Annotated in this window: 17 protein-coding genes and 1 riboswitch; of the genes, 11 read left to right on the top strand and 6 right to left on the bottom strand. The window is 70.8% G+C overall.

Annotated features, from left to right (window positions below):
- Positions 1-355: 355 nt before the first annotated feature.
- Together BLR04_RS38655 and BLR04_RS38650 are read right to left on the bottom strand one after the other, a co-directional pair.
- Positions 356-643 (bottom strand): Lrp/AsnC family transcriptional regulator, encoded by a 288-nt coding sequence (locus BLR04_RS38655; RefSeq protein WP_090774134.1) that lies wholly within the window; start codon positions 641-643, stop codon positions 356-358.
- A gap of 17 nt (positions 644-660) precedes the next feature.
- Positions 661-2,397 carry a DEDD exonuclease domain-containing protein gene (locus BLR04_RS38650; protein WP_176903553.1) on the bottom strand — a complete coding sequence of 579 codons (1,737 nt, stop codon included), beginning with the start codon at positions 2,395-2,397 and terminating at the stop codon, positions 661-663.
- A 62-nt stretch (positions 2,398-2,459) separates the two neighbouring features.
- Here BLR04_RS38650 and BLR04_RS38645 point away from each other — a divergent pair, with 62 nt between their 5' ends.
- The 3 genes from BLR04_RS38645 (at position 2,460) to BLR04_RS38630 (ending at position 7,826) form a co-directional block, all read left to right on the top strand.
- A complete protein-coding gene (locus BLR04_RS38645) occupies positions 2,460-3,956 on the top strand; it encodes a serine/threonine-protein kinase (RefSeq protein ID WP_090774133.1) in 1,497 nt (498 codons plus the stop codon).
- Entirely contained in the window at positions 3,946-5,397 is a 1,452-nt protein-coding gene (locus BLR04_RS38640; protein ID WP_090774132.1) for a serine/threonine-protein kinase, read from the top strand. The genes BLR04_RS38645 and BLR04_RS38640 overlap by 11 nt, the downstream gene beginning before the upstream one ends.
- Positions 5,398-6,080: 683 nt before the next feature.
- The gene (locus BLR04_RS38630) at positions 6,081-7,826 is read left to right on the top strand and encodes a hypothetical protein (RefSeq protein ID WP_143022424.1); all 1,746 of its coding nucleotides are present in this window, start codon (positions 6,081-6,083) and stop codon (positions 7,824-7,826) included.
- A gap of 313 nt (positions 7,827-8,139) precedes the next feature.
- On the opposite strand, the gene BLR04_RS38625 is transcribed toward BLR04_RS38630, so the two are convergent.
- Positions 8,140-9,201: a phosphotransferase family protein gene (locus BLR04_RS38625; protein WP_090774129.1), complete on the bottom strand. Its 1,062-nt coding sequence runs from the start codon at positions 9,199-9,201 to the stop codon at positions 8,140-8,142.
- A gap of 144 nt (positions 9,202-9,345) precedes the next feature.
- Here BLR04_RS38625 and BLR04_RS38620 point away from each other — a divergent pair, with 144 nt between their 5' ends.
- From BLR04_RS38620 to BLR04_RS38595, 6 genes are all read left to right on the top strand, one after another.
- Entirely contained in the window at positions 9,346-10,668 is a 1,323-nt protein-coding gene (locus BLR04_RS38620) for an NYN domain-containing protein (RefSeq protein ID WP_090774128.1), read from the top strand.
- A gap of 84 nt (positions 10,669-10,752) precedes the next feature.
- On the top strand, positions 10,753-11,727 hold the full coding sequence (locus BLR04_RS38615) for a C40 family peptidase (protein WP_245740998.1): 975 nt from the start codon (positions 10,753-10,755) through the stop codon (positions 11,725-11,727).
- A 540-nt stretch (positions 11,728-12,267) separates the two neighbouring features.
- Positions 12,268-12,432: riboswitch (cyclic di-AMP (ydaO/yuaA leader) on the top strand.
- A gap of 73 nt (positions 12,433-12,505) precedes the next feature.
- Positions 12,506-13,054, top strand: coding sequence for a C40 family peptidase (locus tag BLR04_RS38610; RefSeq protein ID WP_090774127.1), 549 nt, complete (start codon positions 12,506-12,508; stop codon positions 13,052-13,054).
- Between the two features lie 89 nt (positions 13,055-13,143).
- Positions 13,144-13,962, top strand: coding sequence for a hypothetical protein (locus BLR04_RS38605; RefSeq protein WP_143022423.1), 819 nt, complete (start codon positions 13,144-13,146; stop codon positions 13,960-13,962).
- 11 nt (positions 13,963-13,973) lie between these two features.
- Positions 13,974-15,359, top strand: coding sequence for a M48 family metallopeptidase (locus tag BLR04_RS38600; protein WP_090774125.1), 1,386 nt, complete (start codon positions 13,974-13,976; stop codon positions 15,357-15,359).
- Positions 15,356-16,441 (top strand): glycosyltransferase family 4 protein, encoded by a 1,086-nt coding sequence (locus tag BLR04_RS38595; protein WP_090774124.1) that lies wholly within the window; start codon positions 15,356-15,358, stop codon positions 16,439-16,441. The genes BLR04_RS38600 and BLR04_RS38595 overlap by 4 nt, the downstream gene beginning before the upstream one ends.
- Here BLR04_RS38595 and BLR04_RS38590 read toward each other — a convergent pair.
- The 3 genes from BLR04_RS38590 to BLR04_RS38580 are packed head-to-tail and all read right to left on the bottom strand — an operon-like array spanning position 16,438 to position 19,507.
- Positions 16,438-17,352: a carbohydrate ABC transporter permease gene (locus BLR04_RS38590; protein WP_090774123.1), complete on the bottom strand. Its 915-nt coding sequence runs from the start codon at positions 17,350-17,352 to the stop codon at positions 16,438-16,440. The two genes, BLR04_RS38595 and BLR04_RS38590, sit on opposite strands and share 4 nt — an antisense overlap.
- Positions 17,349-18,221, bottom strand: a complete 873-nt coding sequence (locus BLR04_RS38585) for a carbohydrate ABC transporter permease (RefSeq protein ID WP_090774122.1) — start codon at positions 18,219-18,221, stop codon at positions 17,349-17,351. The genes BLR04_RS38590 and BLR04_RS38585 overlap by 4 nt, the downstream gene beginning before the upstream one ends.
- Positions 18,221-19,507 (bottom strand): ABC transporter substrate-binding protein, encoded by a 1,287-nt coding sequence (locus BLR04_RS38580; RefSeq protein WP_090774121.1) that lies wholly within the window; start codon positions 19,505-19,507, stop codon positions 18,221-18,223. Before BLR04_RS38580 ends, BLR04_RS38585 begins: the two co-directional genes overlap by 1 nt.
- 193 nt (positions 19,508-19,700) lie before the next feature.
- Here BLR04_RS38580 and BLR04_RS38575 point away from each other — a divergent pair, with 193 nt between their 5' ends.
- Entirely contained in the window at positions 19,701-20,477 is a 777-nt protein-coding gene (locus tag BLR04_RS38575; RefSeq protein ID WP_090774120.1) for a DeoR/GlpR family DNA-binding transcription regulator, read from the top strand.
- Positions 20,478-20,890: 413 nt separating this feature from the next.
- Positions 20,891-21,083, top strand: a 193-nt coding sequence (locus tag BLR04_RS38570) for a transposase family protein (RefSeq protein WP_143022422.1), incomplete at its 3' end; no start/stop codon positions are given.

Genomic DNA, 21,083 nt, shown 5'->3' with positions numbered 1-21,083 from the left:
GGAACTGCTCGGTCCCCAGGACCCGGCCGACCGAGTCGATCATCGCTGCGGTGTGGGTGTCCTGGTGAGTGTCCACGCCGCCGGCGACTTCTGGCATCGGCGGGTTTTCGGGTGTAATGGAAGTCATCGTCGTCCTGTCGTCTTGACCGGGGGCAGGGCGGCACGCACCAGCCGGGCAACGCGGACAAGACAGTGATGGGGCCTCTGGCCAGGCTCCTATGAAGTCACGGGCGCCACGTCCGGTGAGTGCAGATGAGCGCCTCCCGGCCAGGGCCGACAGATCCCGTTGAGGACCCAAGGTCAGTCAGTCGCTGGGTCAGACCCTGGCGGGAGACGCTCATCTACATCATCACTGTCAGTCGGCTTCGGGGAAACCGATGGAGAAGGCGGCGTCGAGGTCGTGCCTGGAGTAGGTGCGGAAGGCGATGTGCGTCTCGGTGTGCAGCACCCCGGGCACCTTGTTGAGCCGCCCAGGGATGACCTCGGCGATCTCTTCGTACGCGCCCACCCTGACCATGGCCAGCAGGTCGTAGTCGCCGGTGATCGAGTAGACCTCGCTGACACCCTCGATCGCGGCGATCGTCTGGGCGACCTCCGGGATCCGGTCTACCTCTGCCTTGATGTGGACGATAGCCGTGACCATGGAACAACTCTATCGTTTCACCCCAAAGGTCGCCCCTCTCGTCGGTCACGCCGCTCGAGATGACGGTAGGCGAGGTCGATGCGGGCCTTGTGCCGGGCGGCCCCGCCCGCCGGCAGGGACCACTCGCCGTCGACCTCCACCAGGCGCACCCCCGGCGACTCGAGCCAGCGCAGGATGCACTCGGTCTCCTCGGCGCTCGCGGCGTGGACCGGGCCGGGCCCGGGGAGCACGACCTCGGCGGCGGTCTTGAGCGAGGCCACGAACGGCGTGGGGTGCACGCCCTTCTGCAGCACCCCGGCCGCCGCCAGCCGCCCGTAGCGGACGACGTGGACGTCCCAGCCGCCGCCGAACGCGGGGGACGCGGCCACCAGCTCGGGGATGCGCGTGATGGAGCTGAGCCGCTGCATGCGGGCCGCCGTACGGACGAAGGAGGCCAGCCGGTCGCGGTCGACGGACGCCTCCTCGTAGCGCTGCTCGACCGACAGCCGCTCCATACGGGCGGCCACGGCGGAGAAGACGGAGGAGGCGTCGAGCGTCATGGCGCGGCGGGCGTTCTCGACGTGGACCGCGTACTCCTCGGGGCTCTGCTTGCCCGCGCAGGGCGCGCCGCAGCGGCCCATCTCGTGCAGCACGCAGGCCGCGCGCCGGGTGCGCAGCGAGACCGGCTGGGTGCACTGACGCAGGGGGACCGCCTCGTGCAGGGCGATCCGGGCGTCGTCGGCCAGGCGGGCGCTGGTGAACGGGCCGAGGTAGGTTGCGCCGTCGTCCTTCAGCTCGCGGACGATCGACAGGCGGGGGAAGACCTCCGAGGTGAGCTTGAGCCAGAGCATCTTCTCGGGGAAGCGTGAACGGCGGTTGTAGCGCGGCTTCGCGCCCCCGATCAGCCGCAGCTCACGCACCTCGGCCTCGAGGGCCGTCGAGCAGACGATGTGACGCACCCGCTCGGCGATGCCGATCATCTCGCGGATGCGCGGACGGGTCTCGCCGGCGGTGAAGTAGGACCGCACGCGGTTGCGCAGGTTGGTGCTCTTGCCGATGTAGAGGACCTCGCCGCGGTCGTCCTCGAACAGGTAGACGCCGGGGGCGTGCGGCACCGACTCGGCCAGGTGGCGCTTGCGCTGCTGCTCGGGCGTGGGGGCGCGGACGAACGACTTGAGCTCTTCGAGCGTGTGGACCTGGAAGGACCCCGCCCGCTCGATCAGCCCGTGCAGGACGTGGACGGTGGCCCTGGCGTCCTGCAGCGCGCGGTGGCACGGCTCGGCGGGGCTGCGGAAGAACCGCGCCAGCGTGGCCAGCTTGGCGTTGGGGACCTCGTCGCGGGTCAGCACGCGGCGAGCCAGGTCGACGGTGTCGACCACCGGGTTGGACGGCGGCGGATAGCCCAGCGTGGCGCAGGCGGCCTTGACGAACCGGGTGTCGAAACCGGCGTTGTGGGCCACCAGCGTGGTGCCGCGGATGAACTCGAGGAAGCTCGGGAGCACCGCGTCGATCTTCGGCGCGGCCACGACCATGGCGTCGGTGATGCCCGTCAGCACCGAGATGAACGGCGGGATCGGGCCGCCGGGATCGACCAGCGTGGAGAACTCGCCGAGCACCTCTCCGGCCCGCACCTTGACGGCGCCGATCTCGGTGATCGCGTCTTCGGCGGGCGCGCCGCCGGTCGTCTCGAGGTCGAACACGACGAACGTGACATCGCTCAGCGCCGTGCCGAGCTCGTCGAGAGTGCCTTGAACCGGTTCCACGTCCAAGACCATAGAGAGGTCCACCGACAGGAACGAGTAACCACCCCTGTTGATCCTTAGTTACCCTTCCCTTTATGTCGGCGGGAAGACTTGCCGGCCGCTATTCCCTGTCGCACCCCCTCGGGGCCGGCGGCATGGGGAAAGTCTGGCTGGCGCGGGACGAGATGCTCCATCGGGACGTCGCGGTCAAGGAGCTGACCGTGCCCGAGGGCACGTCGGACAGGGAACGGGCCGAGGCGGTCACCAGGGCGGTGCGTGAGGCGCAGGCCACCGCGCGGCTGCGCCACCCTGGCATCGTCGCGCTGCACGACGTCGTCGTCGAGCAGGACCGTCCATGGCTGGTCATGGAGCTGCTGCGGGGCCGTACGCTCGCCGACGCCGTGCGCGACTTCGGGCCCCTGCCGCCCGCGCACGCCGCCAAGGTCGGCGCCGACCTGCTGGAGGCGCTGACCGTCGCCCACTCCCAGGGGCTGCAGCACCGCGACGTCAAGCCGGCCAACGTCTTCCTGACCGACAGCGGCCGCGTCGTGCTCACCGACTTCGGCATCGCGCGGCAGGAGGGGCAGGCCACCATCACCGCGCAGGGCCTCATGATCGGCTCGCCCGGGTTCATCGCGCCGGAGCGGCTCGAAGGCCACCCCGGCGGCCCGGCCAGCGACCTGTGGTCCCTCGGCGCCACGCTGTTCGTCGCGCTGATCGGGCGTCCGGCGTACGAGGGCACCGTCGCCGACCGGGTGCGCGCCACGCTGACGCGGCCCGCGCCGGCCGTGCCAGGCCCGCTCGGGCCGCTGGTCACCGCCATGATGCAGCAGCGGCCTGAGGCCAGGCCCGAGGCGCGCGTCGCCATCGACGCCATGCGGCAGGTCGCCGCGGGCGGCCCGCTGCCGCCGCTGCCGGTCGGCGCCGCTGCCGCGCCGCGTCCGGCCCGGGGCGGCGGCCGGGTGGCGCTCTGGATGGCGGCGGCGACGGCGGTGGTGGTCGCGCTGGCCGCCGGCGGGTTCTTCCTGCTGCGCGGCAACGGCGGCGCTCCCGAGGCGTTCACGGCGCCGATGGACGTCTGCGCTCTGGTCGACAGCGAGCAGGTGGGGCTCGTCTTACGCACGCAGAGCCCGCCCACCGCCCGGCCAGGCTCCGACGGTGACGGCCCCACGTGCGAGTGGACGATGCCCGAGTACGGCGTCGGCGTCCAGGTGCAGAAAGACTCCGACACCGTCGACCCGTGGTCGATGACCCCCGCCACCGCCCGTGTCCTGATGGAGAACCAGAAGCGCTACTGGAGCCGTCACGACGAGATCCGCTGGAGCTGGCCCGAGATCGGGGTGCCGGGGTCGCAGGAGGCCACGCGCCTGCCCGTCCACGACGTCCAGGGCCTCGGCGAGGAGGCGTTCGGGTTCGAGCTGAAGGGCTCGACCGGACGGCTGCTCTCGTCCCACGTCTTCTACCGGCTGGCCAACCTCGTGGTGAAGGTCGAGTACGCGACCGTCGCCGACCGGCCGACCGACGAGGACATCAAGCAGGCGGCGCTGAGCGTCGCGCGGGCCAGTGAGCAGGCGTTGCGCGATGCAGGGTGAGCTCTATCTGCTGGCCGGACGCTACCGGCTGATCGAGTCGCTCGGGCAGGGCGGCGCCGGCACGGTGTGGCGCGCCATCGACGAGATCCTCGACCGCCAGGTCGCCGTCAAGCAGGTGCGCGTGCCGCCGGGTCTGACCCCTCGCGAGCGCGCGACCTTCACCGAGCGCGCCATCCACGAGGCCAGGGCCGCAGGACGCCTGCGCGACCCGGCCATCGTCCTCGTCCACGACATCGTCATCGAGGGCGGCCAGCCGTGGATCATCATGGACATCGTCACCGGCCGCTCCCTCGACAAGGAGATCAAGGAACGGGGGCCGCTGCCGCCCGCGTACGTCGCGGCGATCGGGCTGCGCGTGCTGTCGGCCCTGGGGACGGCTCACGCGCACGGGATGGTCCACCAGGACGTCAAACCGGGCAACGTGCTGCTCGACAGCGACGGCGTGGCCATGCTCAGCGACTTCGGCATCGCCGCGCCCATGGGGCAGGGCGACCGGTTCAGCACCGCAGGCTCGCTGGGCTACATGGCGCCGGAACGGCTCAACGAGCAGCCCTCAGGGCCGGCCTCCGACCTGTGGTCGCTCGGCGCCACCCTCTACACGGCGGTGGAGGGGCGGGCGCCGTTCGAGCGGGAGCTGCCCGCCGCGGTGGCCGCGGCGGTGCTGCTGCACGAGCCGCCGTTCCCGTCGAGGGCCGGACGCGAGCTGGGCGGCCTGCTGATGGCGATGCTGGCCAAGGACCCTGCCGTCCGTCCGACGGCGGCGCAGGTCGGTCAGGTGCTGACCCGGGTGGCCGACGCGAGCACCGGTCACCACGCGCTGCCCGCCGCGCCCCGCCGCCGGTGGCTGCTGCCGGCGGTGCTCGCCGCCGTCGTCGTGCTGGGGGGAGGGGGCTGGTACGCCGCCACCGCCCTGGGACAGACGAAGGAGACCGGACGGTTCGCCGCCGCGCCCGCCGCGTGCGGCCTGCTCGACGCCGCCGAGGTCGCCCGGCTCGTCGACGGCACCCCGAAGGCCAGCGCCACCCGTCCTGGCGAGTGCCAGTGGATCATGAGCAGGAGGATGAGAGCCGCCGACCGCCTCATCGTGCGCGTGTGGGCCGAGCAGCCGACCAGGGAGTTGTCCGGCCCGCAGGTGGCCGAGCGCCGCTTCGCCAGCGAGCGGACCACCCGTGCCGCGGGCGAGGGTCAGGGGATGGACGGCGCGCGCGAGGCCGTGCGCGACGTCAGCGGCGTGGGGGAGGCCTCGATCATCCAGAACAGCTTCGAGACCTATGCCGTGCCCGGCGAATCCGTCAAATCAGACAGCACACTGCTTTTCCGAACGAGTAACCTGCTGGGCGAAGTGGTTTGGCATCGCGAGGAGGTGCCCAACGGGGCGCCCGCGGACGAGAAGACGGTCGTCGACGCGGCCCGCCGGATCGTCGCGGGGCTGGCGAAATGACCGTTGCAACCACTTCGCAAGGGGTCTGACTAGCATGTTCCCCCCACGTCACGGCAACCCCAGGAGTGTCACCCGTGAATCCCGGTAGCGAGTACGAGCAGCCCAGCGGGCCTCCCGAGGGCCCGGACGCGCCGTTCGGGCCACCCTACCCTTCGCCCCGCGTGCCGCCGGACGTCCCACGGAACACGCCACCCGACGTGGCTCGGAACACCCCCCCGCACGGCGCTCCTGACGCCGCCCCGCAGAGCGGCCCGCACGGCGTTCCCTACGATGCGCCCCAGAGCGGCCCGCACAGAGGCCCGCACGGTGGCCCGCACGGTGGCCCGCACCACGCTCAGTACGGTGCACCTCAGGGCGGCCCGCACGGCGGCCCTCGCAGCGCACCGCACAGCGGCTCGCACGACGCTCCTTATGGCGCCCCGCACGGCGGCCCTCATGGTGGCCCTCACAGCGCCTCGCACGGCGGCCCTCACGGCGGTCCTCATGGCGGCCCGCGCGATGGGGCGGGCGGTGCATCGCCTGGTGTGCCGCCGAACGCGTCGCGGAACGTGCACCCGAACGCGGGGCCCGGCGGGCCGTACGCGCCGCCGCCCGGGATGCCGCCCGGCGCTCCTGCCCTGCCGCCGGGTGGGCAGGGGAGTGGGCCCGGTGTGCCGTACATGCCGGTCCACACGCCGCCCGGCGTGCCGAACTTACCCATCGGTCAGCCGACGGGCGGCCCTCAAGCGCCGCAGGCAGGCCCGTACACACCGCAGGGCGGGTCGGCCGGTGGCCAGAACATGCCGCCGAGCGGGCCGTACGGACCCCAGAGCGGGCCGAACGTGCCGCCCGGCGGGCCGTACAGGCCGCAGAACGGGCCGAACGTGTCGTCCGGTGGGCCGTACGGGCCGCAGAGCGGGCCGAATGTGCCGCCGGGAGGGCAGGCGCCGGGGGCGGTGGGGCAGGGGTCCGGGCCGCATGCGCCGCAGACGCTGGCTTTCGCGCCCGCCACCGAGCCGTCCATCCGTAAGAGCCGGCCCGCGTGGCTGCTGCCGTCGCTGGCCGCGCTGGTCGTCGTGCTGATCGCGGCCACGGGCGTGGGCGCCTTCTACCTGTCGGGCAGCGACTCGCCCGTCAACCCGTCCCCGACAGCAGGAGGGGGCACCGAGGCGGCCGGGAAGTCCGCCGTCGGCGCTGCCGCCAAGGGGCCCGACGTGTGCGGCATGCTGCCGAAGGAGGAGGTCGACCGCCTCGTGCCCGAGGCGACCATCTCCAAGTCGTCCCGTGCAGGGGACATCTCCATCGACTTCACCTGTAACTGGATCAACCGCCGCATCTCTTTCGGCGAGTTCCGGCGGGACAGGGAGATCGACGTCAGGATCTCGCAGTTCAAGGGCGACGGCTCGAAGACCGGCCGGTCGGTGGCCCAGAACATGTTCGAGGTCGAGTACGGGAGTGCCGAGTACGGCGCCACGGCCACACCGTCACCGACTGCCGGTGAGAAGAACTACCAGTCTGCGATCACCGACATCCAGGGCGTCGGCGACGGAGCGTTCGCCCAGTACACCTGGCACCGCGACAAGATGCTCTGGTACGCCTTCGGCACGGCGCACGCCCGGGTCGGCGACATGATGATCAAAGTCAGGTTCCAGGCGGGGCAGCAGCGCAAGGACGCCCAGATCCTTTCCAGCGACACCGTCCAGGCCATCACCGAGGAGAACGCGATCCGCGAGGTGAGCAAGCTGGTCGCCTACTTCGCCAAGGGTGTGGCCGGCTGGCAGAAGAGCAATCCGGGGGTGCTCGCCAAGCCCGAGGCGTCCTCGGACGTGACGATCTCGCCGACCCCGCGCGCGACGCCGACGCCGACCGAGCTCGCGGCGTTCCCCGCCGAGTGCGCGGCCATGAGCGAGACGGCCGTCCGGCTCGTGCCGAAGGCCACCACCCGGGCGCGCGGCACCGTCGTCGGGAGCGACAACCAGCTCGAGTGCCGCTGGCTCAACCGTGAGCTGTCCGGAGGTCCGGGCGTCACGAAGATCCGCAGCGCGCTGATCACCGTCCACCGGTTCACCAACCGGGCCGGTGAGGCCGACGAGGCGGGCGCTCGCGCCTACTACGCCAGCGAACTCGGGGGCTCGAAGTCCACCGCCAACACCTCGCTCGGCGGCATCGTCTTCGGCAAGCTGACCGAGCTGGACACGTTCGGCGACCAGGCGCACCGGCTGTTCACGCAGATCAGGCAGGGGGAGACGTTCGCCTCCAGCGGCACGGTGGTCATGCGTGAGGGGTCGCTGGTCATCCAGGTCGACTACAGCGGTCACCAGCGGCCCGAGGGCGCGCAGCCCAACTCGCGCGAGGTCAAGTTCATGAGCGAGAAGGAAGCCCTGGAAGGGGCGAACACCCTGGCGTCGGCGTACCTGAGGGTTCTGCGGGACCAGCCTGCCGGCAGCTGATCAGCGGCGGTCGTCGGCCGGGCTGTGGGGTCGGTGCTCGTGGTGACGAGCCGGGCGCCGACCTGCCGCGCCCGCCCGTGCCGAGGCAGGGCGGGCGCGCGGCTCTCGCGGGCGCGCGGGTCGTTTCGCTCGTCAATTAATGAGTCTGCAACTGCTCTGCAAGTGCGACAAATACGGTTATGTCTGCGAGCATCTGAGCCGCGCGATCAGGTTTGTCCAGTACAGGGGCATGGGCAAGCGACAGGGGGATCACGCGGCTCAGTGCTTTCGCGGCACCGCCCGCCGCGTCCCGCCGACCGTCGGCTCGCCGTCCTCAGCGGGTGAGCAGTTCCTCGATGATGGCCCGGTGCAGGACGAGGTCGTCAGGGTCGTCCGGCATGGGCTGCTCGCCGAAGTGGATCCGGCGCCGCCACAGCCGGGCCATGATGACGCCGTGACGGAGGGCGGCGTACATCTCGTAGAAGTCCATGTCGCGGGGCTCGTACCCCGTTAATTCTTGATATTTCTGGCATACGGCGTCGCGCTGCATGAAGTCGGGTATGCCAGGCAGGCCCATGCGGACGGTGATGTCCTGGAAGAACCGGTGCATGAAGATCATCCAGGACAGGTCCAGCTCGCGGGGCCCCACCGCGGCCATCTCCCAGTCGAGCACCGCGACGGGCGTGAAGTCGCGGAACACGATGTTGCCGATCCGCGCGTCACCCCAGTTGAGCACGTCGGGACCGGTCGCGCCGGGCCAGTGCGCGACCAGCCAGTCGAAGGCCCGCTCCAGCAGGGGGAGGCGCAGGTCGCCATGGGCCCAGGCGTAGTACGCGCGCTGCGTCTCGACGTGCGCCCGCAGGCCGGGCGCGCCCAGCCGGGTGAGCTCGCCCGGACTGAACGCGGTCTCGTGGAGCGCCGCCACGATCCCCACGCACGCGTCCTGCAGCCGCGCCCGGTCGCCGGGGGAGGCGTCGTGCAGCCAGCCCCCCATCGTGTACGGCGCCACGTCCGGCGGCACCTCGCCGTCCACGCACTCCATGACGAGGAACGGCGTGCCCAGCGGCCCGGGGTCGGGCTCGTACCAGAGGGCCCGCGGTGCTGGGACGCCAGCTTTTTCGCGAGCCATCCGCATGAGGTCGAACTGCGCACGAAGGTCGTACGAGGGGAACATGGGGACGGCTTCGCGCGCCGGAGCGAGCCGCGCGACGCAGCGGGTCTCGCGTCCTGCCCAGGCCGCGGTGAAGAACAGGGTCTCGCTCGACATCCCGTTTCCCGAAGGCCGGGACATCCCCGACACCTCGGCGTCGTCGCCGACGCGGACGCGGAGCCACGCGGCGGTGCGGTCGCGCAGTTCGTCCAGATCGCGGGTGGAGGTGCGTATCTCTTGCGTCACTTCGCGTCTCCCGGCTGTACATAAGCCTTTCGACAGTCGTATATCGACGATCAAGCGCTTGTCCATACAGGAGTGACCGTTACGGTCAGGTACCCGGCAGCCGTACCCTTGTCTGAAAGGGCATGTCGTGAAGGGACAAGTGGGATGAGTTCAGCGGGTGAAGGCCTGGCTCGCCCGCTGCCCGAGCCGGTCAGGATCAACGTGGTCGAGCTGGCCTCCCAGGTTCTCGGCTCGATGCCCGCTGCCCAGATACCGCCGCCGCTGCGCGGCATCGCCAAGTTCGACCCGCGCAAGCGCGCCAAGCTGGGCAGCGCCCCGATCGCGGCGCAGCTCGAGAACGACAAGAAGTTCCGCGAGCTGGTCGCCGAGTCGGTGGAGTCCGGCTGGCCGGAACTGGTCACGTCGCTCGCGGAGGGCAACGTGCCGCCCGCCGCCGATCCCGTGCTCGTGGCCGCCGCCGCGTACCTGACCCGTCCGCCCGGCTGGGCGGAGATGATCGACACCGCCCGCGCCGACCTGGAACGCTCGGCCGCCGTCGCCGAGGGCTCCGAGCGCGAGGAGGTCGTGGCGCGGCTGCGCGAGCAGCTCGCCGCCCAGAAGGCCGCCGCCAAGGAGGAGTCCGACCGGCTGCGCGAGCAGCTGAAGGCCGGCCGGGCCGAGAACTCCGAGCTGCGCCGCAAGCTGCACGAGGCCCGCGAGCGCGCCAAGGCCGCCGTACGCCGGGCCGAGGAGATGGAGCAGGCCGCCGAGGAGGCCAAGCTCGCCGCCTCGGCCGCGGGGAGCGCCGGGGAGTCCGAGCTGCGCCGCCTGCGCGAGCGCCTGTCGGACGCCGAGCGGCAGCTGGAGGCCACGCGGCGGGCCGCGCGCGAGGGCAGGAGCATCGAGGAGACCCGCATCCGCGTGCTGCTCGACGCCCTCCAGGACGCCTCCGCCGGGCTGCGCCGCGAGCTGGCCCTGCCCACGTCGATCAGCCGTCCCGCCGACTCGGTGGCGGCCGTCACCGGTGAGAGCCCCGGTGTGCGCGGGGTGCCCGCGCGCGCCCTCGCCGACGACGACCCGCAGCTGCTCGACCAGCTCCTCGCGCTGCCGCAGGTGCACCTGGTCATCGACGGCTACAACGTCACCAAGACCGGCTACGGCACGATCACCCTCGCCGACCAGCGCAACCGGCTGATGACCGCGCTCGGCGGGCTGGTGGCGCAGACCAGGGTCGAGGTGACGGTCGTCTTCGACGGGGCCGAGCTCAACGCCCCCGTGCAGGTGGTGGCGCCGCGCGGGGTGCGCGTGCTGTTCAGCGCGCCGGGGGAGATCGCCGATGACCTCATCCGCCGGCTCGTACGCGCCGAACCGCCCGGCAGGGCGGTCGCCGTGGTGTCGTCCGACCGCGAGGTGGCCGAGTCGGTCAGGCGCATGGGAGCCAGACCGGTTCCGTCGGTCCTGCTGCTCCGCAGACTCAGCCGTGCCTAACGTTACGAATTGACGGAATGGGCCGTGTCCCACCTGTCACTTCTGTACTATTCGCCCCAGATGTGATCCCTGGGAGGCGAAACAGTGAGGTTCGGCCGGGTGCCGTTCGCGGCGGGTCTCGTGTTCGGGCTGGTGATGACCCCGATGGGAACGGCTCTCGCCGATCCCCGTCCCACGCTCGCTCAGGCCAAGGCCAAGCTCGAGAAGCTCAACGATCGGGCCGACAAGGTCGTGGACCGGTACAACACCGCGAACGAGCGCTTCAAGAAGGCCCGGTCGGGCTACACGAAGGTGAACGAGAGCTACAAGCGCAAGCAGGCGTCCGTGGCCGACCTGCGCGCCCAGGTCGTCGGCATGGCCGTCAGCAGCTACAAGCTCGGCACCGACATCACCTCCCTGCCCGGCCTGATCGCGGCAGAGAACCCCGGCGGGATGCTGGCGGGCATGGCGCTCGCCGGGCAGGTCTCGCAGGAGCGGTCACTGAAGCTCGCGGCGTTCGACCGGGAGAACCGGGGGCTGAAGGTCGAGCGCGACAAGGCCCAGAAGGCGCTCACGGCGGCCGACAAGGAGCGGGACGCGGTCGAGAAGGAGCGCAAGGAGATCCTCAAGCTGATCGCCGAGCAGAAGAAGCTCCTGGACCGTCTCGGGGCTTATAACCCCGGCAACCCCAACAGCACCGGCATCAAATACACCGGGCCGGCATCCGGGAACGCCGCGTCGGTTCTGCGCTTCGCGTTCGCGCAGGTCGGCAAGCCGTACGTGTTCGGTGGCACGGGGCCGGGCGGCTACGACTGCTCCGGACTGACCCAGCGGGCGTGGGCGGCGGCGGGGGTGTCGCTGCCCCGTACGACGTGGCAGCAGTGGGCGTGGGGAGCCAGCCGCAGGGTCTCCTTGGACGATCTGCAGCCGGGGGACCTCATCTTCAGTGAGGGGCTCGGACACGTCAGCATCTACGCGGGCAACGGGCAGATCGTGCACGCGCCGCAGACCGGCGACGTGGTCAAGGTCGTCAGGCTCTCCGCCTACGGCCGCCCCCTGGTCGGAGCCGTCCGCCCGTAACCGGGCGGGACGCGAGGTCCGCGCCGGGACCATCCCGTTCCGGTCGTGCCCGCGCGGCCTCGACATTTCGGCAAGCGCTTCCAGGGCGTGCGGAAGCCGCGCGAGCACACCCACCCCGAGTCAGGAAAGACCTGCGCCCGTGCGGGCGGACGGGTGGTCACAGCGCGGGAGCGGAACCGCCCGGTCGACCGTGCGGGGTGGCATGCGAGGAAGCGCTTTCCCGGGGGTGGAGCGGTCCAGTCCGCCGTGTGGTCGGGGGCTGTTGCGCGTGTGACAAAAAAGACAATTGATATCTGACAGCAGGCCTCTTGCGGAAGTGTGAGAAGGGTCACATTTCAGTAACAGAGGCTGGGGTTCGAGCAGGGGATCCGTCCCTTACTGGGTCTTTGATTGGATCTTTACAGGCTTACCAGCCCTTTGCGGATTTTTGGCGATTCGACGTAGCTTCTGGCGTCGTCGCAGCGACAGGCCATGCCGCCGCGACACCCGCACCGGTCCCACCGGTCGCGGGAGACATTCCGCAGGCCGTCACCCGATGTCCGGGCGGCCTTGCCGAGTCCGTGCAGCCAGGAGGCACGGAGCCGGGGAACCAGCGATCCCGCGTTCACCAGGGATCAGGGGTGAATCGGCGTGCCAGCACGCCGTAGGGCGATCTTCCAGGCCCGAATCCGACAGCTAACCCGGTAGGCGTTGGTGGAAGATCCAAGGAGCAATCCTGTCTACATCCCTGCCCAACCCCCGCCTGTCCCGCCTTGCTCTGAGCAGCGCAGCGCTGACGATGTCCGTGACGGCCGGAGGTCTCGTCCTCCATGCCCCGGCGGCTCAGGCGGCGGCGAGTGAGTCAACCGGATCCACGGTCGCGACGGGCGCCACCGTCAGCACCGCGAGATCCACCGCGAGATCGACCGCGCGCTCCAGCGCGAAGTCCGCCACCGCCCGCAAGGCGGCCAAGGTCGTCCGGCAGCGGACGAAGGCCCACAAGGCCCTCGCCGTCGCCAAGCGCCAGATCGGTGACCCGTACCGGTACGGCGGCACCGGCCCGGGTTCGTTCGACTGCTCAGGTCTCGTCCAGTACGCCTGGAAGAAGGCCGGTGTGAAGCTCCCGCGCGTCGCGAGCAGCCAGTACACCCTCACGAGGACCAAGATCTCGTGGCGTGAGCTGAAGCCGGGCGACCTGATGTTCTTCAACGGCCTCGGCCACGTCGGCATGTACGTCGGCAAGGGCAAGATGATCCACTCGCCGCGGACAGGCGAACGGGTGCGCATCGAGAAGCTGAGCGGATGGCGCAAGTCGTCGTTCGTCGGTGCGGTCCGCCCCGGCCTGTGAGACGACCCCGTCCGGCTCCGGGTCCCCTCCCCGGAGCCGGCCGGGGTTTGCGCGTCCGCACGCCTTTCGTGCGGCTACGATCGGGCAACGTGCCCGAGCAGGTGAGCCGACGAGCCGCGATGTCGTGTCTGCTGCTCCTGGCCGTCCCCGCGGGCGGCGCCCCCGCCGTCGGCTCGCCGGTCCTTCCTCCGGAGCTCCGCTCCCTGTGGCCGGACGGCGTCGTCGTGCGGCGCGGCGCCCGGTCCACCGTCGCCGGCCACCGCACCCCTCCTTCCGTGCTCGACGAGGTGGCCAGGCACGCCGACACGGCGGCGCAGCGCGTCTCAGGGGTGCTCGGCACGTCCGTACGGCCCCTCGTCGTCGTGCCGGCCTCCGCCCGTGAGGCGGCCGACCTGGCGGGGGTGGCACGGCTCGACGGGCTCGCCGCGGTCGCCGACGGCGGCCGGGTGATCGTCGTGCCCGAGGCGTACGCGATGCTCAACCTGACAGGGAAGTCCGTCGTCCTCACCCATGAGCTCACCCACGTGGCGGCCGGCACGGACGGCGTGCCGCCGTGGCTGCGGGAAGGATTCGCCGACTACGTCGGCTACCGCGACGCCGGGCTCCCCGTGCCGGTGGCCGCCGCCGAACTCGCCGCAGAGGTGCGCGCCGGACGCCTCCAGAAGGCCCTGCCCGGTCCCGAGGCCTTCGCCGTCGACGGGCGTGACCCAGGACGGTTGGCCCGGGCGTACCAGGAGGCGTGGCTGGCGTGTCGCTTCCTCGCCGACCGCTTCGGTGAGAGGACCCTGGTGAGGCTCTACCGTGATGCCCGGACGGCAGGCGTCGACCGGGCACTCGCCCCGCTGGGGCTCTCCGTCGCGACCCTGACGGCACGGTGGCGCGCGTACGTACGGCACCAGTTCGCCTGAAGGGGAGGCCGATGAGCGAACGGCAGGACAGCGACGACCACCTGAGCACCACAGGAACAGGCCAGGACGGCGACGACCCCCCGCGCCCTCACACCTCAGGAAAGGGAGACGACGCGTCAGGGGCGGGCGACGGGCCCGCGCCGGGTGCGCGCGCGTTCGAGGCGCGCGACCGCTGGCAGGCCGCGGTGGCGCTGGGGCTGCTCGCCCTGCTCACGTTGGCCGTGGCGGCGGTCACCACGCCATGGACGGTGCTCACCGGCGGGCCGCCCGACGCCGCCCGCGACTTCACCGCCGCGCAGATCGCCCGCGCGCGGGCGTTCGACGCGGCCACGAGCCTGCCGGGCTACCTGTCGCTGGCGCTCACCCTCCTGTTCGCGGCCGTCCTCGTCGCGACCCCGTTCGGGGCGCGCGTCCTCGGGCGACTGCGCGGACCGTGGTGGGTCCGCGTGGTCCTCGGCGTCGTCGTGATCACGGCGATCGTCGAGGCGCTGCGCTGGCCGCTCGGCATGTGGGTCGAGACGGTGCTGCGCGAGTACGGCCTGTCGATCCAGGACTGGCCGGGCTGGACCGCCGACCGGCTCAAGAACCTCGCCGTGGGCGTGGTCCTGAACTCGCTGATGCTGCTCGGCCTCGTGGCGCTGGCCCGCTGGGTCAGGCGGTGGTGGATCCCCGCGGCGGCGGGCGCCTTCGCGCTGACGGTGGCGGCATCGTTCGTCTACCCGGTGGTGTTCGAGCCGCTGTTCAACGAGTTCACCCCCATGCAGCAGGGCACGCTGCGGACCGACCTGCTGGCCATGGCCGCCCGCGACGGCGTGCCCGTCGAGGACGTGCTGGTCGCCGACGCCTCCCGCCGTACGACGGCGCTCAACGCGTACGTGTCCGGTTTCGGGGCCACCCGCAGGATCGTCGTCTACGACACGCTGCTGCGCGCCCCCGAGCCGCAGGTGCGGCTCGTCGTCGCCCACGAGCTGGGTCATGCCAAGCACGACGACGTGTGGTTCGGGACGCTGCTCGGCGGCCTCGGCGCGGCGCTCGGCGCCGTCCTGCTCTACCTCGTCTTCGGCGCGGTACGCCGGCGCGCCGGCGTCGCATCGGTCGCCGACCCGCGCGCGGTCGGGGTCGTCATGGGGTTGATGATGCTGGGCACGCAACTCATGAACCCGATCCAGAACCTGGTCAGCCGGCACGTCGAGGCGCGCGCCGACGTGCACGCGCTCGACCTGACCCGCGACCCCGCGACGTTCGTGGCGATGCAGCGGCGTCTGGCGGTCTCCAACCTTTCCGACCTGACGCCGGATGCGGTGGAATATGTGCTCTATGCCTCTCATCCCTCCAGCCCTGAGCGCATCGCCGCGGCCCGCGCCTGGGCGAAGCTGAACGGCGTGCCGGTGCCGTGACGAACGTGCTCATCGTCACGAACGACTTCCCGCCCCGCCCGGGCGGCATCCAGTCGTTCGTGCACGGGCTGGCGCTGCGCACGCCGGGCGTGACCGTGTACGCGCCCGCGTGGCCGGGCTGCGGCGAGTTCGACCGGCGCCAGCCGTACCGGGTCGTGCGGCATCCGACGCGGCTCATGCTGCCCACCCCCGCGGTCGCCCGTACGGCGGCCGGGCTCGTGGCCGAGCTGCGCGCCCGTACGGTGGTGTTCGGGGCGGCGGCGCCGCTCGGCCTGCTCGCGCCGTCGCTGCGACGGGCGGGTGCGCGGCGCGTGGTCATGCTCACGCACGGCCACGAGGCGTCGTGGGCGAGCACGCCGGGCTTCCGCGCCGTGCTGCGCCGCATCGGCGGGCACGCCGACGTGGTGACCTATCTGGGCGACTACACGCGCGCGCGGCTGGCCGCCGTCGTCCCGCCCGCCAAGCTCGTACGCCTCGCGCCCGGCGTGGACGTCGAGCAGTTCCACCCCGACACCGCCAAGGCCGATCTGGGCCTCGGCGGGCGCCCGGTCGTCCTGTGCCTGTCGCGGCTCGTGCCGCGCAAGGGCCAGGACCAGCTCATCCGGGCATGGCCGCGGGTGCTGCGCGCGGTTCCCGACGCGGTGCTGCTGCTGGTGGGCGGCGGCCCGTACCGCAGGACCCTCGAACGGCTGGCCGCCGGGCACGAGTCGATCAGGTTCACCGGCAGCGTCCCGTCCTCCGCGCTGCCCGGCTACTACGCCGCGGCCGACGCCTTCGCGATGCCGTGCCGTACCCGGTGGCGCGGGGTCGACGTGGAAGGGCTCGGCATCGTGTTCCTGGAGGCGTCCGCGACGGGGCTGCCGGTGGTGGCGGGCTCGTCCGGCGGCGCGCCCGACGCGGTGCGTCCCGGCGAGACCGGGCTCGTGGTGGACGGCGAGGACGTGGACGAGATCGCCCGCGCCGTCGTCGAGCTGCTGAGCGATCCGGCGAAGGCCCGCAAGATGGGTACGGGCGGCCGCGAGTGGGTCGCCCGCGAGTGGGCGTGGGACCAGGTGGCCGCCCGCTTCCTGACTCTTCTCTAACCCTTGGTCGAGCCGAGCGTCAGCCCGGCGACGAACTGCTTGTGCAGGAGCTGGAAGACGATGAGCGTCGGCAGCGCCACCAGCAGCGAGCCGGCCGCCAGCAGGTTGTAGTCGGTGAAGAACTGGCCGCGCAGGTTGTTCAGCGCAGAGGTGACGGGCAGCTTGTCGCCCGACGACATCAGCACCAGCGCCCACAGGAAGTCGTTGTACATCCACGTGAACTGCAGGGTGCCGAGCGCCGCGAGCACCGGCCGGCACAGCGGCAGCGTCAGCCGCCAGTAGCGCTTCCACACCCCCGCCCCGTCGACCAGCGCCGCCTCGTTGATCTCCTCGGGGATCGTCCGCATGAAGTTCGCCATGACGAACACGCAGAAGCCGAACTGGAACGCCACGTGCACGAGGATGAGCCCCACGTACGAGTCGTAGAGCGACTGCGAGTCCGACAGCCAGGCCGGCAGCGGCACCATGGTGTACAGCGTGTACAGCGGCGTGATGAGCACCTGCGGCGGCAGCAGGTTGCCCGCCGCGAAGACGATCAGCAGCGTACGCCGCCCCGGGATGCGCAGCCGCGCGATGGCGAACGCCGTGAACGAGGCCAGCAGCAGCGTCACCAGCACGCCGGGGATCACGATGATCAGCGTGTTGAGGTAGTAGCGGGGCAGCTCGGCCTGCGTCCACGCCTGCTCGTAGTAGCCGAACGTGAGCTGCTCCGGCAGCGAGAAGTACCCGAGCCGGGCGGTCTCGTCGTACGGACGCAGCGAGGCGTACACCGACAGCGCGAGCGGCAGCAGCCACCCGAGCGCCACCAGCCCGAGGAAGACGTGCAGCAGGACCCGCAGCGGCCGCACCCGCCGCCGCGGCGGGGCCGGGGGAGCGGCGGGGGGTGCGGTGGCGGGTGCGGTGAGGGTCATCGCTCCTCCCGGAACATCTGCGACAGGTACGTGGCGATGAACCCCACCGAGATGGCCAGCAGGATCACCGCGATCGCCGAGCCGAACCCGATCCTGCTCGCCTCCCCCACGATGTTCTCGGTGACCAGCACCGACAGCAGTTCCAGGCCGTTGCGGCCCCGGTTGATGGCGTAGACGATGTCGAACGCGCGCAGCGCCTCGATCACCGTGATCACCAGCACGATCACGTTGACCGGCCGCAGCGTCGGGAACACCACGCGGAAGAACGTCTGCCGCTCGTCGGCCCCGTCGATGGCCGCCGCCTCCTTCAGCGCCGGGTCGACCGCCTTCAGCCCCGCCAGGTAGATGACCATGACGTAGCCGACGTGCCGCCAGGCCGCCGCCACCATCACCACCCAGATGTTGATGGAGCTGTCGCCCAGCCAGTCGACGGTCAGCCCGGTGACGGAGTTGAGCACGCCGTAGTCGGAGGAGTAGACGAGCTGGGCGATGAAGCCGACCACGGCGAGCGACAGCACGACCGGCATGTACAGCGCGCTCTGGTAGAAGCGCGACATCCGCAGCCGCCGGTCCAGCAGAACCGCGCAGAACAGCCCGAACGGCGTCGCGATCAGCGCGAGGAAGCCCAGCCAGAGCACGTTGTTACGGACGGCCGACCAGAACGGCGGGTACTCGGCCGCGAGGTCGTGGTAGTTCTGGGCGCCCACCCATTCGATGGGCCCGATGCCGCTCCAGTCGGTGCCCGACAGCCCGACGGAAGCCAGCGCGGGTCCCCAGATGACGCCCACGTTGACGACGATGGCCACCCCCAGCCCGACGACCAGGACGGCCATGTCACGGGTGGAGTAGCGACGGGTCCTGGAGGTCATCAGCGGAAGATGTTGGCCTTCTGCTGCTCGATGCTCGTCAGTAACGAGTCGAGTTGGTCCGGTTCGCTCACGAACGACTGGAGCGACGGGATCATCACCGTGGAGGCGAAGTCCGGCCGCGTGTCGCGGTCGAGGAACTGGGCGATGTGCTTGGCCTTCGACACCAGCTCGGCGCCGCGCTTCTGCAGCGCGCTGTAGCCGGAGGTGTCGGCGTTGGAGCTGGCCGCCAGGATGCCCGGGTCGAGCTTGGCGGCGATGTCCTGCGAGGACGCCTGGGCGAAGTGCTTGAGCAGGGCCTTGGCGCCGTCCACGTTCTTGGCCTTCGCGGAGATCATGTAGCCGTCGATGGGGGCGTCGATGGAGTCGGTCCCGTACGCGGGGTTGATCTCGGGGAAGGTGAAGAAGTCGAGGTCGTCACGGTCGGCCTCCGGGAACTGCTGGGCGACGAACATCCCGAGCAGGTACATCCCGGTCTTCTTCTGCGCCAGCGACTGCGCCGCCTCCTGCCACGTGCGGCCCAGCGCCGCGGGCTGGTGGAACTCCATCAGCCCGCGCCAGGTGTCGAACACCTGCCTGACCTTCGGGTCGGTCCACGACTCCTTGCCGCCCATGAGGGAGATGTGGAAGTCGTAGCCGTTCGTCCGCATGTTCAGGATGTCGAACGTGCCCATCGCCGGCCAGCCGTCCTTGTCGGCGAAGGCGATCGGGATGATGTCGTCGGCCTGCATCCGCCTGGCCAGCGCCGTGAACTCGTCCAGCGTGGCGGGGACCTCGTACCCCTTCTCCTCCCACAGGCTCTTGCGGTAGAAGACCGCCCACGGGTAGTAGCTGAACGGGACGAAGTACTGCTTGCCGTCCGTGCCGGTCGACTGGTCCTTGAACGCCTGCGTGTAGTCACCGCCGATCTCCTGCCACACGTCCGAGATGTCGGTGGCCAGCCCCTGCTCGGCGAAGAACTGCATGCGGTAGCCGGCGAACCAGGTGAAGACGTCCTCGGGCGTGCCCCGCAGGTAGCGGTTGATGTTCTCCTGGAACGTGTTGTGGTCGACCGTGTTGATCCGTGTCGTGGCCTGGGTGAAGCCCTTGACCACGCTCTCCAGCATCTTCTTCGGGATCTCGTCGGACGCGTTGGACCCGATGGAGACGGTGCCCAGGTTGCCGCCGGACTGGCCCGGCGTGGGAGCGGGGCCGCCGGAGCCGCACCCGGCGAGCACGGCGGGGACGCCGAACGAGGCGGCGGCGCCGAGCAGCAGTTTACGGCGGGAGATCGGCAGACGTTGGTTCATGGTGGGCTCCTCCTTGCCGGACCCTTCACATTCCCCCGAGTTCGCTCATCTTCCTTCATCGAAAAGCGAACATTTCCAACTGTCAACGCACAATTTCATGACGACGAGGCCGAGCTCCCCGGCACCGGCGTCATGTCATGATGCGAACGGGACGCGGAATTCATGTCGGAACCTGTGGGGATCTGGTGATGCGATGCTCGCTCCTCAGCGTCAACAGGCGATTCTGCAACTCGTCCGGCAGTACGGCGGCGTACGCGTGATCGAGCTCGTCCGGGCGTTCGGCGTTTCCGACATCACCATCCGGCGAGACCTCGACTCGCTGGCCGGGCGCGGGCTGGTGGCCAAGGTGCGGGGCGGCGCCACGCTGGTCCGCTCGACCGGCGCCGGATCCACCGACGAGCCAGGCTTCGCCGTCAAGTCCGTCCGCCAGGAGCGGGAGAAGCGGGCCATCGCCCGGCGGGCCGCCGCGCTCGTCCAGCCGGGCAGCACCGTCGGCCTGTCCGCCGGCACCACGACCTGGGCGCTCGCCCACCACCTCGCCGCCGTACCCGGGCTGACGGTCGTCACGAACTCGGTGCGCGTCGCCGACGTCTTCCGCCGGCCGTCGGATGACCGGACGGTGGTGCTGGTGGGCGGGGTACGGACGCCGTCCGACGCCCTGGTGGGGCCGGTGGCGGTGGCGGCGATCCGGCGGCTGAACCTGGACGTGCTCTTCCTCGGGGTGCACGGGATGACGGTCAGGGCCGGGTTCACGACGCCCAACATGATGGAGGCCGAGACGGACCGGGCCCTCGTGGAGGCGGCCGAACGGCTCGTGGTCCCCGCCGACCACACCAAGTGGGGCACGGTCGGCATCAGCACGATCGCCTCGTTGTCCGAGGCCGACATCCTGGTCTCCGACAGCGCCCTCCCGCCGTCAGCCCGAGAAGCCCTGACCGGCCACGTGGGCCGTCTCGTCATCGCCTCGTGAAAGCGCCGCCGGCCCATTCGGGGAGCTCCTGATTGTGCTCCAGAGAAACTTTCCACCGGCGGCGGAACGATGTTTATCCCGAGTGCAAGAAACGGCACACCCGCGTGGGTGACATTTCCGAATTATCCGGCCGTACGGGCGGTTTGACCTGCTCGAACCGCAACCCATCTAACCGCGCAAGCTATTTGCTCACAGGTATTCTCTCGGGCAAAGAAGCGGGACCGAAGATCTAGCACATCCCCGGTCCCTCCGCCCAAGGTAAAGGAATCAACCCTTGAGTATCAAGGAGGGTTTTCCAACCTGAAGCCGCTGATGGAGGGCATGCCGCGCGGATGGAGTTGATCGACAAGTAGAAGAGCCCCTGGTAGAAGGGCTGTCGACCAAGATCAACCTTCACCACCAGAGGCTCTGAGTTGTTGTTCTACCGTGCGGCGCTGCCGTTGTCATCTCGAACCCTGTCCTATCTGTCCGGCATCCTGCGTCGGCACCGCAAGCAGATCGGGTCACCCTGGCGGCGTCTCGCCCCTGGTCAGCAGGCACTGCTTGTCCTCGTCCACCTGCGCAAAGGCGAACCGCTGAGGGAAGTTGCCGCCGGCTTCAACGTCG

It is taken from the genome of Nonomuraea maritima (assembly GCF_900100395.1).
Lineage (GTDB): Bacteria > Actinomycetota > Actinomycetes > Streptosporangiales > Streptosporangiaceae > Nonomuraea > Nonomuraea maritima.
This window is presented reverse-complemented; position numbering and strand designations above follow the sequence as displayed.